The 13,873-nt window shown below is 44.8% G+C and carries 12 protein-coding genes; 1 reads left to right on the top strand and 11 read right to left on the bottom strand.

Annotated features, from left to right (window positions below):
• Nucleotides 1-17: 17 nt before the first annotated feature.
• A complete protein-coding gene (locus ACFSCZ_RS09980; RefSeq protein ID WP_380773779.1) occupies nucleotides 18-1,565 on the bottom strand; it encodes an acyl-CoA carboxylase subunit beta in 1,548 nt (515 codons plus the stop codon).
• Nucleotides 1,566-1,979: a methylmalonyl-CoA epimerase gene (gene mce / locus ACFSCZ_RS09975; RefSeq protein ID WP_380773778.1), complete on the bottom strand. Its 414-nt coding sequence runs from the start codon at nucleotides 1,977-1,979 to the stop codon at nucleotides 1,566-1,568.
• Here mce and prli42 point away from each other — a divergent pair.
• Nucleotides 1,928-2,194 carry a stressosome-associated protein Prli42 gene (prli42, locus tag ACFSCZ_RS09970; protein WP_380773777.1) on the top strand — a complete coding sequence of 89 codons (267 nt, stop codon included), beginning with the start codon at nucleotides 1,928-1,930 and terminating at the stop codon, nucleotides 2,192-2,194. The two genes, mce and prli42, sit on opposite strands and share 52 nt — an antisense overlap.
• A gap of 270 nt (nucleotides 2,195-2,464) precedes the next feature.
• Here the strand turns inward: prli42 and ACFSCZ_RS09965 are convergent, their stop codons facing one another.
• From ACFSCZ_RS09965 to lpdA, 9 genes are all read right to left on the bottom strand, one after another.
• On the bottom strand, nucleotides 2,465-2,968 hold the full coding sequence (locus tag ACFSCZ_RS09965; RefSeq protein ID WP_380773776.1) for a L,D-transpeptidase: 504 nt from the start codon (nucleotides 2,966-2,968) through the stop codon (nucleotides 2,465-2,467).
• Nucleotides 2,969-3,031: 63 nt separating this feature from the next.
• Nucleotides 3,032-3,469, bottom strand: a complete 438-nt coding sequence (locus ACFSCZ_RS09960; protein ID WP_380773775.1) for a BrxA/BrxB family bacilliredoxin — start codon at nucleotides 3,467-3,469, stop codon at nucleotides 3,032-3,034.
• Between the two features lie 378 nt (nucleotides 3,470-3,847).
• Nucleotides 3,848-4,870, bottom strand: a complete 1,023-nt coding sequence (gene meaB / locus ACFSCZ_RS09955; protein ID WP_380773774.1) for a methylmalonyl Co-A mutase-associated GTPase MeaB — start codon at nucleotides 4,868-4,870, stop codon at nucleotides 3,848-3,850.
• On the bottom strand, nucleotides 4,863-6,995 hold the full coding sequence (gene scpA / locus ACFSCZ_RS09950; protein WP_380773884.1) for a methylmalonyl-CoA mutase: 2,133 nt from the start codon (nucleotides 6,993-6,995) through the stop codon (nucleotides 4,863-4,865). The genes meaB and scpA overlap by 8 nt, the downstream gene beginning before the upstream one ends.
• Before the next feature lie 13 nt (nucleotides 6,996-7,008).
• Complete coding sequence (locus tag ACFSCZ_RS09945) at nucleotides 7,009-8,889, bottom strand: methylmalonyl-CoA mutase family protein (protein WP_380773773.1); 1,881 nt, start codon at nucleotides 8,887-8,889, stop codon at nucleotides 7,009-7,011.
• A 137-nt stretch (nucleotides 8,890-9,026) separates the two neighbouring features.
• On the bottom strand, nucleotides 9,027-10,298 hold the full coding sequence (locus ACFSCZ_RS09940; RefSeq protein WP_380773883.1) for a dihydrolipoamide acetyltransferase family protein: 1,272 nt from the start codon (nucleotides 10,296-10,298) through the stop codon (nucleotides 9,027-9,029).
• A 57-nt stretch (nucleotides 10,299-10,355) separates the two neighbouring features.
• Complete coding sequence (locus ACFSCZ_RS09935) at nucleotides 10,356-11,339, bottom strand: alpha-ketoacid dehydrogenase subunit beta (RefSeq protein ID WP_380773772.1); 984 nt, start codon at nucleotides 11,337-11,339, stop codon at nucleotides 10,356-10,358.
• Nucleotides 11,340-11,351: 12 nt separating this feature from the next.
• Complete coding sequence (locus ACFSCZ_RS09930) at nucleotides 11,352-12,350, bottom strand: thiamine pyrophosphate-dependent dehydrogenase E1 component subunit alpha (RefSeq protein ID WP_380773771.1); 999 nt, start codon at nucleotides 12,348-12,350, stop codon at nucleotides 11,352-11,354.
• 30 nt (nucleotides 12,351-12,380) lie between these two features.
• Complete coding sequence (gene lpdA / locus ACFSCZ_RS09925; protein ID WP_380773770.1) at nucleotides 12,381-13,805, bottom strand: dihydrolipoyl dehydrogenase; 1,425 nt, start codon at nucleotides 13,803-13,805, stop codon at nucleotides 12,381-12,383.
• Nucleotides 13,806-13,873 lie beyond the last annotated feature (68 nt).

The raw sequence follows: 13,873 nt of genomic DNA, 5'->3' as shown, positions 1-13,873 counted from the left end.
GTTATTTCTCCTCCTTCTTACAGTGGAATATTTCCATGCTTTTTTCGTGGTCTCTCTTCTTGTTTTTGCCTCAGCATTTCCAAAGACTGGATCAACTTCATTCTTGTTTCCCTGGGATCAATAATATCATCAACCATCCCCCGGGCAGCAGCAATATAGGGATTGGCAAATTTCTCCCGATATTCTTGTATCTTTTCATGTCGTGTCTTTTGAGGATTTCCACTTCGAGCAATTTCACGTGAAAAGATAATATTGGCTGCACCCTGCGGTCCCATAACCGCTATCTCTGCATTTGGCCAGGCAAAAACCAAATCTGCGCCAATGGCTTTGCTGTTCATTGCGACATATGCGCCTCCATATGCTTTCCTTAATATCACAGTAATCTTTGGGACCGTCGCTTCTGAATAAGCATAAAGTATTTTCGCTCCATGTCTGATAATCCCGCCATGTTCTTGTTTTATCCCCGGAAAAAAACCGGTCACATCTTCAAATGTAATAATTGGAATATGAAAGGCATCACAAAAGCGGATAAATCGTGCTGCTTTGTCTGAGGAGTTGATATCTAGACTCCCTGCAAGAAACTTTGGCTGATTACAAACAAGCCCGACGGTTTCTCCTTGTATCCGTCCGAAACCAACAACCATATTTTTCGCAAACTCACGGTGAACCTCCATAAAAGAGGCATGATCCACCACTTGTTCAATGACGGCACGGACGTCATAAGGTCTTACGCCATCAAAGGGAACAATATCTGCCAAGTCAGGACGCCAGTCATCCCCGGTTTCCCCTTCAAGCTTAGAGGATCCCAAGTTGTTCGGCGGAAAATAATTCAGCAGCCTCCTGACCATTGACAACACTTCTTCTTCGGATTCCCCGCGGAAATGTGCATTCCCGCTGATTGTATTATGTACTTTGGCACCTCCCAGGTCTTCCGTAGAAATCTTTTCACCGGTAACCGTTTCAATGACTTTCGGACCGGTTATAAACATTTGGCTTGTTTTGTCAACCATAAAAACAAAATCAGTAATGGCCGGAGAATATACGGCTCCTCCTGCACACGGACCCATGATCACGGATATTTGAGGAATGACACCGGAATAAATCGCATTTCGGTAAAAGACGTGGCCATATCCGTCCAGGGAAACAACCCCTTCTTGGATCCTGGCACCACCCGAATCATTCAAACCGATAAAAGGCGCGCCATTTTTAGCAGCCAAATCCATCGCTTGGGCAATTTTTTTTGCATGCATTTCACCAAGGGCTCCGCCAAAAACAGTAAAGTCCTGTGAAAAAAGATAAACCGGCCTGCCGTTAATTTTTCCATATCCCGTAACGACGCCGTCACCTGGATATACTTTCTCATTCAAACCAAAATCGGTTGAACGGTGTTCTGTAAATGGATTCAGTTCTACAAATGTATCTTTATCCAATAAGAGATCAATTCTTTCTCTGGCTGTCAATTTGCCTTTTTCATGCTGTCTCTGAATCCTCTCATCCCCGCCTCCGAGTTCAGCCTTCCTGCGTTGGTCATACAACTCATTAATTTTATCGTATAGGTCCGCCACTCATTTCTCCTCCACATGTCTTTTCTCACTCAATTCGAATAAGACACCATGCGCGGATCTCGGATGCATAAAGGCTATTCGGGTCTGTGCCGCGCCTGTTCTTGGGGTATCATCAATCATTTGGATGCCTTTTTCTTTCAGCTCAGCAATGCGTTTTTCAATGGAATCTACTCCTAATGCCACATGGTGAATGCCTTCTCCTCGCCGTTCAATAAATTTTGCAATCGGCCCATTGTGATCAAGTGATTCCAATAATTCAAGCTTAATATTGCAGGCATCCAAAAAAGCGACTTTTACTTGCTGGGAAACTACTTCCTCGACCCCTATACACTGAAAGCCAAGAACATTTGTATAAAACGCTAATGACTCATCTATGGACTGGACAGCAATGCCGATATGATCCACTTTTTTCATACAGCAACCTCCATTTTTTGACTCTCCTCCGCCATGAGAAAGATCGTTGTCCGGACTTGTCTCCTCAATACATTGGATATAAAATAGAAGGTAAAGTGATGAGACAAGGAGTGAAGACATTGTCCAACAAAAAACTTCGGAGATTCATTATATATTTAATGGTGTTTTCCATGATTGCCACCACCTTAATGGCGGGTTTGTCATTCATGCTGTAGATATAAGTGTTAAGTAAAGCGCATAAGGACCTTTTCATCTATGTTCTGACAGAGTGCTTCTGGTATTTATCGGCTTAAGCGAAGGCGTAGTTTTTGCTTTTGGGCCAATGGAACACAGCAGGCTGTCAGCGGTGCCTGCCGTTTCGCTTGCACTCCTATATCCTGTCTGTCGGAAATAAATGAAGCACCCTATATATAAATATTCACATCTCCGGCAATATAGATATACCTTAGCCTGAAGCAAAAAAGGCCTGCTCCTGCAAGGCCTTTTTATAATGCCCCGGCTTCGCTGGCCAGTTGCTCAAATGTTAAATCGGTATGTGTAATCAATATTTTGGTTCCTTCCGGCACCGCCTCATACAAACTTTCAAGCGGGATTTGAGAAAGCCTTATACATCCTTCGGATACATATTTCCCTATTGAATCAGGCTGATTGGTCCCGTGCAATCCATAGATTCGCCCATCTGTTCCTTTTGCATCAAATCCAATCCAGCGGGATCCGAGGGGATTGCGGGGATCACCCCCTGGGATATCTTTTTTACGGTAATACGGCTGGACGGCTTTTACTTTGACAGTAAACAGCCCTTCGGGCGTCAGGTCTTTCGTCTTCCCTGTTGCCACCTTGGTACGCATCTGAATCTTTCCTCCGTCAATCCATGCCAATTCATTGGTCTTCTTATTGATAATGATCAACGGATCCCCTGGAAGAAGATCAGCATCAAACGGCCAAAAAGGGGTACCGGCAAGTAAAAAGAATACTAAAAGAAAACGCACACGTTTCACCCTTTTTACTTAGTTTGGTCAAAGGGTGAAATCTCATGCATCATTAAGGTTAAGTTAGATTTCCTCACAGTATTCATCGAAGTATTGTTGAAGTTTATTTACAACAGACATGGGATCATGCCCTTCAATTTCATGGCGTTCTACCATTTTGCAGATTTTCCCGTCTTTCAGCAAAGCAAAAGAAGGAGAAGATGGGGGATAATCCGTGAAATAGCTTCTCGCTTTGGCTGTCGCCTCTCTGTCCTGGCCGGCAAATACCGTTACCAAATGATCCGGACGCTTGTCATAGTGAATAGCATGAGTCGCCGCAGGACGTGCAACACCTCCTGCACAGCCACAAACAGAGTTAATCATAACAAGGGTTGTCCCTTTTCGGGCCAGCGCATCTTCTACTTCTTCAGGAGTTTTCAGCTGCTCATATCCAGCCTGTTCCATTTCTTCACGGGCTTGCCGCACGATATCATTCACATATAAATTAAAGTCCATGCTCATAGTTCAAACTTCCCCTTTCAAAACTTATATAGATAAAGTTCTATTGCTATCATAACAATTTAGAAGTCCTTTAATCAAATTTGGGAATTTCATTATTTTTTGGTTTAACAATAAAAAGATCGGGTAGAATATAAATACATCTAGATCCATACCCCTAAACTCCCTAGATGTTTTTTGGACGGCTATCAGGCTGTCCTTTTTTTTATAAAAAAACAGGGAATATTTCATATAATGAATGTGTTTGCTGACTCCGTCACTCAGAAAGTATCCGTGCAGTGAAACTCAGCGCCGGGGTGTTTCGAGCCTTCAGCCCCGAGGCCTGGCTGCCTGAGTCCCCCAGCACTTTACCTCAAGCTTCACTCACGCCTTCATGTAAAATTATTTTCCATAAAAAGCATTAAATAAGATCTTGCTTGCTTTCGTAACTGTCATCTTTTCTTCTAACACCTTTTTTTCTATATCGGGTATCAGGTTCTTTATTTTCTCATGACTAAAAAAATCGGTTTCCAGCTTTTCTCTGATGTTTGTATACAGCCATGCCTTTGCCTGTATGTTCCGATTGTTATAAAACAAGCCGGACTCTTTTGTTGTTTTCTCAAATTCCAACACGGTTTTCCAAATCTGCTCGATCCCCTCTCCATAAAGTGCCGAACATGTAAGGGCAGGACGGACCCAGTCATTTGCGGCCGGCTGCAGAAACTGCAATATCTGCTGGTATTCCCGCTGTGTTTTTTTGGCAGCCTCTGCGTTGGGACCATCTGCTTTATTAATGATCACTGCATCCGCAAACTCCATAATTCCTTTTTTCATTCCCTGTAATTCATCGCCCGCACCTGTTAAAACAAGAAGCATAAAGAAATCGACCATATCCCTGACCATCACTTCACTCTGCCCTACGCCCACCGTTTCTACTAAAATCACATTGTATCCTGCTGCTTCGCAGATGAAGATCGTTTCTCTTGTTCTCAGATGAACACCCCCGAGTCTCCCTCCTGACGGAGATGGCCTGATAAATGCGTTTGGATGCTTCGACAATTGTTCCATTCTTGTTTTGTCTCCGAGAATACTTCCTCCATGTACGGCAGAACTAGGATCTACTGCCAGTACTGCAACCTGATACCCTTGTTTGCATAAGTGCAAGCCCAAGGATTCAATCAATGTGCTTTTCCCTGCTCCAGGGACCCCTGAAATGCCAATTCTGATGGAATTCCCGGAGCGAGTCATTATTCGTTGGAGAATTTCTTCCGCCTGTTTTTTATGACGGCCTGCCTGGCTTTCAATGAGCGTAATAGCTCTTGACAGCATCATTCGGTCACCTTTCAGAAGTCCCTCGATGATCTGATCCACATTTTCCTCTCTTTGGGTTTCCATCATAAATTTATTACGGCTGAATTTACTCATTGGAACGTTCCACTTCCCTGTATCCCAGCCTCAGGTAAATTTCCGCAATGATTTCTCTGGCTGCAGCAGGGATAACTGTACCAGGACCGAAAATAGCAGAAGCACCGTTTGCTTTCAGATATTCATAATCCTGAGGAGGGATGACGCCGCCAACGACTGCAATAATATCCTCTCTTCCCAATTTCTTTAATTCTTTGACAAGCTTTGGAAGCAGTGTCCTGTGGCCTGCTGCAAGAGAACTGACCCCAATGACGTGCACATCATTTTCTGCTGCCTGTCTGGCCGTTTCCTCGGGTGTTTGAAACAATGGTCCGATATCCACATCAAAACCTATATCAGCAAATGCAGCGGCAATCACCTTCGCCCCGCGATCATGCCCGTCCTGGCCCATTTTTGCAATTAAAATTCTCGGCCTCCTGCCTTCATTTTCAATAAACTCTTTGATCATGTCTTTCACAAGAAGGATTTCTGCCTTATCGGAATAGTGTGAGCTGTATACTCCGCTGACGGGTCTGCTTACGGCCTTATGCCTCCCACATACTTGCTCTATAGCCGAAGAAATTTCCCCGAGGGTAGCTCTTGCCCTGGCTGCCTCCACAGCAAGCTCCAATAAATTGGCATCTTCGTCTGCAGCTCCTTCAGCCAATTTTTGCAAAGCAGCCTGAACTGCTTTCGCGGAGCGTCGTTCCTTCAGTTGTCTGATCCGGTCCAACTGTTTCTTTTTTACCTCTGTGTTGTCTATGTGTAAAATATCAATGTCCTGCTCCACTTCAGGTCGATACCGATTCATGCCAATAATGATTTCCTTGCCTGAATCAATCATGGCCTGCCGCCGGGCAGCAGCTTCCTCGATTCTCATTTTAGGAAGTCCTGTTTCAATCGCCTTTGACATCCCTCCAAGCTCTTCTATTTCCTCTATATGCTCCCAAGCCTTTGTCATTAACAGGTCCGTCAATGTTTCTACGTAATACGAACCGCCCCACGGATCAATTACAGAGGTCATTCCGGTTTCTTCTTGCAGAAAAAGTTGTGTGTTCCTCGCAATTCTTGCAGAAAATTCCGTTGGAAGGGCTATTGCTTCGTCCAAAGCATTTGTATGGAGAGATTGCGTGTGGCCCATAATGGCAGCGTGTGCTTCAATTAGCGTCCTGACCACATTATTGAACGGATCCTGCTCCGTAAGGCTCCATCCGGATGTCTGACTATGTGTACGAAGAGCAAGTGACTTCGGGTTTCTTGGATGAAATGAGCTCATCAGCTTTGCCCACATCGTTCGGGCCGCCCGCAGTTTTGCGACTTCCATAAAGTAATTCATTCCTATTCCCCAGAAAAATGACAATCTGGGAGCAAAGGAATCAATTTCAAGCCCTCTTTTAATGCCTGTACGGACATACTCAAGACCGTCTGCAAGTGTATAGGCCAACTCAATATCAGGTGGAGCCCCGGCCTCCTGCATATGGTATCCTGAAATTGAAATAGCGTTGAATTTGGGCATGTATCGGGAGGTATATTCGAAAATATCACCAATAATTCTCATTGACATTGCAGGCGGATAAATATAGGTGTTTCTTACCATATACTCTTTTAAAATATCATTTTGAATCGTACCTGAAAGCTGCTCTTTTTTTACACCCTGCTCTTCAGCTGCCACAATATAAAAAGCCAACACAGGTATTACAGCCCCGTTCATCGTCATGGAAACAGACATCTGATCCAGGGGAATGCCGTCAAACAATATTTTCATATCCAGGACGGAATCAATGGCCACCCCCGCTTTCCCCACATCCCCCTCGACTCTTGGATGATCCGAATCGTAACCGCGATGCGTCGGCAAATCAAATGCCACGGACAATCCTTTTTGGCCCATGGACAAATTCCGGCGGAAAAACTGATTACTTTCTTCGGCAGTAGAAAATCCGGCATATTGTCTGATTGTCCATGGACGAGTGGTATACATCGTTGGATATGGACCGCGCGTATAAGGTGGAATTCCCGGCAGTGTGTCAGTATACTCCAGCTGTTCGACATCCTCCTGTGTATAGAAAGGTTTTAACGGGATCTGCTCGCTGGTTATAAGGGGTACCCATTCCGGTTTTTTTTCCGGGATTGGACCGTCACCAGGCATGATGGATTGAAAGTCAGGCTTTTGTCTCATGTTCATCCTCCTCCCATCGATCCAGCAGAGCATGAAGCTTTTGATAGATGTTTTGGCCCGAAATATACACCCCATCCAGATCAAGTGATTCAAATTCACCCTCCGGTAGTTTTCCCGCCATTTCCAGGTGTATATCCGGAATATGTTCTTTTGCCCACCGGACAATCTGTGGACCCAGCTCTTTTACTGATGATTCAGACCCGCAAACACAAAAATATTTACTATCAGCCTGTTTTATATATTCCTTTGCTTCTTCCGGGCTTTTTAATTCTTTACTCCAAACAGACTCGATTCCTCCTGCTGCCAAAACACCTGTAACAAAGTCTGCTAGAGGCTTATAGCCGTTCAGATCACCAACACAGACCAACCGGACGGATGGCCGCGATCCTTTCTTCGCCAGCAGGTCAGAACGCTTTCGCAAGCCTTCAAATTTTTCTGCCAGCCTGTGTGGTGAGAGAGCTTCAATTTGTACCGTTCCTTTTGCCGCAATATCGGGAACGGGAAGCTTCTGCTGCCGCGGAAGACTGATTGTTTCATCGGCTATCGCGTACTTATTTACTCCAACAGCCGAACGTTGGAGGGTTTCAAAATCTTCCATCGCAGCCGCAGCCGTCTCTTTGATTATTTTTTGGATCCACCCTTTTTTCAGCGTTTCCAGAATCCCCCCATTCCTGTCAATCTTTTGAAACAGATCCCAGCTTTCCTTTACGATACGGGAAGTCAGATGTTCGATATAATAAGATCCGCCGGCGGGGTCAATTACCTGCTCCAAACGAGATTCCTCTTTCAATAACAGTTGAGTATTTCTGGCAATTCTGGCGGAGACATCTGTTGGTCCTCCGGTATATTCATCAAAAGGTGTTACATGCAAATAGTCAACGCCTCCTAAAACTGCTGCAAAAGCCTCGTTTCCTGCACGAAGGATATTTACATGAGGATCCAGAAATGATTTTGTCCATTCGGAGGTTTCGCCCAAAACGGGGACAGCCTGTTGATCTGCCGGTATTTCATATGCGTCTGCCACCGTTTTCCACAGGACCCGGAATGCCCTGAATTTTGAGAGTTCCATAAAAAAATTGTTCCCAATGGCAAATCGAAAAATCATTTTTCCGGCCGCTGCCTCAGGGGGCCATCCTGCATTTTTCAAGTGTTCAATATAAAAGACAGCAGATGCCAATGAAATCCCAAGCTCCTGGACAACGTGAGCCCCTGCTTCCTTGAATGGCTTAGAATCTATAAGAATAGTACGAAGTTTCGGGAAACAATGGTGAAGCTCCACCCATCTCGCAACCCGTGAATCCATGAATTCACTTTCCGGATTCACCGTAAGTCCTCTGGCTATCCATGCAGTCAAAAGATCTTGGGCAACTGCCCCCTTCAATTGGACCGTTTTGACTGCATGGAGCTTGCTCACTATCATTTCAAAATGCTGATTTGTCAAAATAAACAGCGGAACCTGTTGAAGCTGTCCTTGATTATTTAATTCTCGAAAGTTTATGTTCTCCGCCTTTTCAAGGTAATCGGGATCAAAAGAAATAACTTCCTGCCCTCTTTCAAGAGATAACCTGACCTGCTCTTTTAATTCATTCCAACCCCTGTGCCTGATCCTTTGAGCGATAAGCCAGCTGTTTCCCTTTTCCGGACTGTGAAATCCCCTTACAGAGGAACCTCCTCCCGGATATTGGCCAATCCTATCCTTATTCGTTGGCTCCTTTGTATAGAGGGGGGATAATGTGATTTCCTCATACGTTTCCTTGTAAAGATGATTCAGAGAATTTTGCTTTGATGCTTTTTTGGCAGCCTCTTTCCATTGAGAAAGTGTTGGCTTTGGGAAAGTGATACTTTTCATCTGCTCTAAGAGCATGAGGCCATCCTCTCCTCTTCCATATTTGAAAGCGGTTGCAAATCAGGTAAACTTTATTCTATTTTAGTATAGTTGAAGAAACGTTACAACATACGAAATATCCCGTACTTGCCAATTACAAGTACGGGAAGGCTGTTTTAATAAATAGACGTATGATCTTTTGAGACACTTTCCAAAATTTCTTTCACACGGTTTAAGAAATGCCCGCAAACCAGCCCATCTAAAATCCGATGATCCAATGACAGGCAAAGATTGACCATATCGCGTGCTGCGATACCGCCGTTACTTAAAACGACCGGTCTTTTTACAATGGATTCTACCTGTAATATGGCCGCTTGAGGGTGGTTGATGATGCCCATGGACTGTACCGATCCAAATGAACCGGTATTATTTACTGTAAATGTTCCGCCTCGGACATCTTCGGCTGTAAGTTTTCCGCTTCTTGCTTTATGAGCAAGCTCGGAAACCTTCTTTGCGATTCCTTTTATAGAGAGTTCATCGGCATGTCTGATGACAGGAACATACAAAACATCTTTACTGGCAACTGCAATAGAAAGATTGATTTCTTTCTTCTGGACAATTTTGTCTCCGGCCCACATTGAATTCATCATTGGATATTCCTTGAGAGCCATGGCCACCGCTTTGACAAAGAAAGCAAAATATGTCAGATTAAAGCCTTCTTTTTGTTTAAACTCCTGCTTAATGGAATCCCGGAACTGCACAAGATTTGTAACATCCACTTCCATCATCATCCATGCATGCGGGATTTCATGTTTGCTGTGGACCATATTCGCAGCAATCGTTTTTCGGATATTGGTAATTGGGATATCAATATCACCCGGGCTGGAAGGCAGTGGAATGGACGGAATAGGAGGTTTGAATACAGCATCTGACGGATCCAATTTTATCTCCCTGCCGGCATCGGTCTTTTTCGGCAGATGGCCTGAATCAATCAGCCTCAGTAAATCTTTTCTTGTAATCCGGCCCTCTCTGCCGCTTCCTTCCACCTGTTCCAAATCAATTTGATGTTCTTGAGCCAGTCTGACCACTGCAGGTGAATAGCGGGCTTTTTTGATGCCCGTTTCTGTCTGTTGAGACTGCTGCTCTGTGATTTGATTTTGGTTTTCGGAGGGATCCTTTCTTTTCCCGTTGGATGCCGGGGAGTCAGTCTGCGGTCCGTCTCCGCTGTCTGCTGTTTCTATTGTACAAATCGCTTCCCCTACTTCAATTGTTTCGTCTTCCATTACTATAATTTCCTGGATCGTTCCGGTAAAAGATGAAGGTACTTCAGCGTTGACTTTATCCGTTATGACTTCGGCAAGAGGGTCATATTTTTGAACGGTGTCCCCAGGCTTTACAAGCCATTTGCTGATCGTCCCCTCGGTTACACTTTCCCCGAGCTGGGGCATCGTAATTGTTCTTAAAGCCAAATAAAATACGCCTCCTTTACGACATGATGGGACTATTTAAAATTCAGCAAGCTCCCTCATTGCTTTTTCTATTTTATCCGGATTTACCATAAAATGCTTTTCCATGGTTGGTGCATAGGGCATTGCAGGAATATCAGGACCCGCCAGGCGCTTGATGGGTGCATCAAGCTCAAACAGGCACTCTTCCGCTATAATTGCTGCAACTTCGCCAATAATGCTTCCTTCTTTGTTATCCTCTGTAATCAACAAAACCTTGCCCGTTTTGGAAGCCGCTTCGATAATTGCTTCCTGATCGAGAGGATACACCGTGCGTAAGTCCAATAGATGTGTTTCTATGCCGTCTTTTGCAAGCCGCTCAGCCGCCTGCAGCGCCATATGGACACACAAACCGTAAGTGATAACAGTGATATCATCACCTTCGCGCTTAACATCTGCTTTTCCGATTGGCAAGACATAATCGTCGTCAGGAACTTCCCCTTTGATCAGTCGATAAGCTCTTTTATGTTCGAAAAATAACACAGGGTCCTCGTCTCTGATTGCTGCTTTTAACAAGCCTTTCACATCATAAGGAGTGGAAGGCATCACGATTTTCAAGCCCGGCTGATTTGCAAATATTGCTTCAACTGACTGGGAATGATACAGCGCCCCATGAACACCGCCGCCATATGGAGCCCTGATAACCATCGGGCATGACCAATCGTTATTGGAACGGTAACGAATCCGGGCAGCCTCTGATATGATCTGATTTACAGCAGGCATGATAAAATCAGCAAACTGCATTTCGGCGACAGGTCTGTAACCATACATCGCAGCTCCAATACCGACTCCCGCGATGGCCGATTCAGCTAAAGGTGTATCAATGACCCTGCTTTCACCGAACAAATCATAAAGTCCTTGGGTTGCTTTGAAGACTCCTCCTTTTTTTCCGACATCTTCACCAAGGACGAACACTTTATCATCCCGCTCCATTTCCTCTTTGAGCGCCATGGTGACTGCATCTATATATGATATGACAGCCATAAAGCTACCCCCTTACTGTTCCTCGTGGTACACGTGTTTTAAGGCATCTTCCGGCAATGCATATGGCGCTTCCTCCGCATAATCCGTGGCCTCATTCACCTGGTTCATAATCCGGTCATTCATTTCTTTCTCCAGCTCGTCGTCCAACAGTCCGTTTTCCTTCAGATAAGAAGCGAACAATAGGACGGGATCTTCACTCTTGGCTTTTTCCAGTTCTTCCGAAGACCTGTATGTGCGGTCATCATCATCAGAAGAATGAGCTGTCAATCGATTGCACATCGTTTCAATCAGTACAGGACCTTCACCTCTGCGGCAGCGATTGGCTGCCTCTTTTACCGCTTGGTAAACTTCAAGCGGATCGTTGCCATTAATGGTAATGCCAGGCATTCCGTAGCCTGCGGCACGGTCTGATACTTTTTCACACGCAAGCTGTTTTTCAATTGGTACTGAAATGGCGAGTTTATTATTTTCACACAGAAAAATAACCGGAAGCTTATGGACGCCGGCAAAATTGGCGCCTTCATGAAAGTCTCCCTGATTGGATGATCCCTCCCCAAATGTGACCAGAGCGACAAGATCACTGCCTTCCATCTTTGCCGCCAAAGCGATTCCCACTGCATGAGGGACTTGAGTCGTTACAGGAGAGGATCCCGTAACAATCCGGTTTTTCTTTTGTCCAAAATGTCCCGGCATCTGCCTGCCGCCGGAATTCGGATCTTCCGCTTTGGCAAAACCGGACAGCATAATGTCCTTGGGTGTCATGCCAAAGCTCAGGACTGCCCCAAGATCCCTATAATATGGCAGAAGATAATCCTTTTGACGGTCTAGTGCATAGGCGGCTCCCACTTGAGCAGCCTCCTGTCCCTGGCAGGAAATAACAAAAGGGATTTTTCCGGATCTATTCAACAGCCACATGCGCTCATCAATTCTTCGGGCGAGCAGCATGGTTTCATACATGTCTAATACTTCCTGATCGCTCAATCCAAGATCTTTATGACGGTTATTTGCCATCCTTTCAACCTCCCGAATTTTTACTTTTTGTTAACTATGTATGGCGTCTCCGTCCACTGCCAACGCTGCTTCTCCTATTACCTCACTCAAGGAGGGATGAGGATGTACCGTTTGGGCAATTTCCCACGGTGTTGCATCAAGTACGCGGGCAAGCCCGGCCTCTGATATCAGTTCAGTTACATGGGGCCCGATCATATGGACTCCGAGAACATCATTGGACTTCTGATCTGATATAATTTTAACAAAGCCATCGGTTTCTCCGGACACCAGTGCTTTTCCAATGGACTGAAAAGAAAATTTACCGGTCTTGATATTATACCCTTTTTCTGTTGCAGCTGCTTCTGTCAAGCCTATACTTGCAATTTCCGGGCTGCTGTAAACACATCTCGGTATATTTATATTCATTACAGGCTGTGGATTCATTCCTGCAATATGTTCCACGGCTTTTATTCCTTCAAGTGATGCAACATGGGCCAGCTGCAGGCCACCAATGACATCTCCTATAGCATATATATGCGATTCCTTCGTCTGATAATATTCATTTACACGGATCAGCCCATTTTCTGTTTCAATTTCTGTATTTTGGAGTCCGATTTGATCTGAATTCGGTTCTCTGCCGACAGATACAAGAATTTGTTCTGCAGAAAATGTTTTGGATTCCCCATTGATTTCCGCGTCAATTGAAGCGAGTCCACTTCTCTTTGAGAATGTTTCAGGCAATACCCTTGCCTTTGTTGCAATTTGGATATGTTTTTTCTTAAAGAGCCGCTCCAATTCTTTGGAAATCTCCTGGTCTTCTGCCGGCAATAGATGTTCGGCATATTCCAGTATAGTTACTTCCACACCAAAGTCGGCCAGCATGGAAGCCCACTCCACCCCGATGACACCACCGCCAATAATAAGCATAGACTTCGGAAGCTGTTCCATTTGAAGCGCTTCGTCTGATGTGAGTATGTATGTTCCGTCAATGTCCAGCCCAGGCAAAGACTTGCTTCGGGAACCGGTTGCGATGATGACATTTTTTGGAATAAGAATTTCATTATCACTTCCGTCTGCCATCTCTACCGATACAGTTCCCGGCAAGGGAGAAAAGATGGATGGCCCCAATATACGCCCAAAACCATTATAAACATCAATCTTTCCTTTTTTCATCAAAAACTGGACACCTTTATGTAACCGATCCACAATGTCTGCTTTTCTCTGCTGTACTTTTGTAAAATTTAAACCGGGCTTTTCTATTTCAACCCCGAATGTTTCACTCTGTTGGACAGTTCTATATACTTCTGCACTCCGAAGCAGCGCCTTGCTTGGAATACAGCCTTTATGCAAACATGTACCTCCCAGAGCTTCATGTTCTACAATAGCTGTTTTTAATCCCAGCCGGGAAGCTGTAATAGCAGCAACGTAGCCGCCCGTTCCTCCCCCGATAATAACCAAATCATATTCTTGAGCCATTCGGATGCCCCCTTTTAATCCAAAAAACAGTCAATCCGCACGGTTTTTCATCTTAGTAACAATCACAC

This window comes from Siminovitchia sediminis (assembly GCF_042680885.1).
Taxonomy (GTDB): domain Bacteria; phylum Bacillota; class Bacilli; order Bacillales; family Bacillaceae_C; genus Siminovitchia; species Siminovitchia sediminis.
Note: the sequence above shows the minus strand (reverse complement) of the source record. Positions and strands in the feature narration are given on the sequence as shown.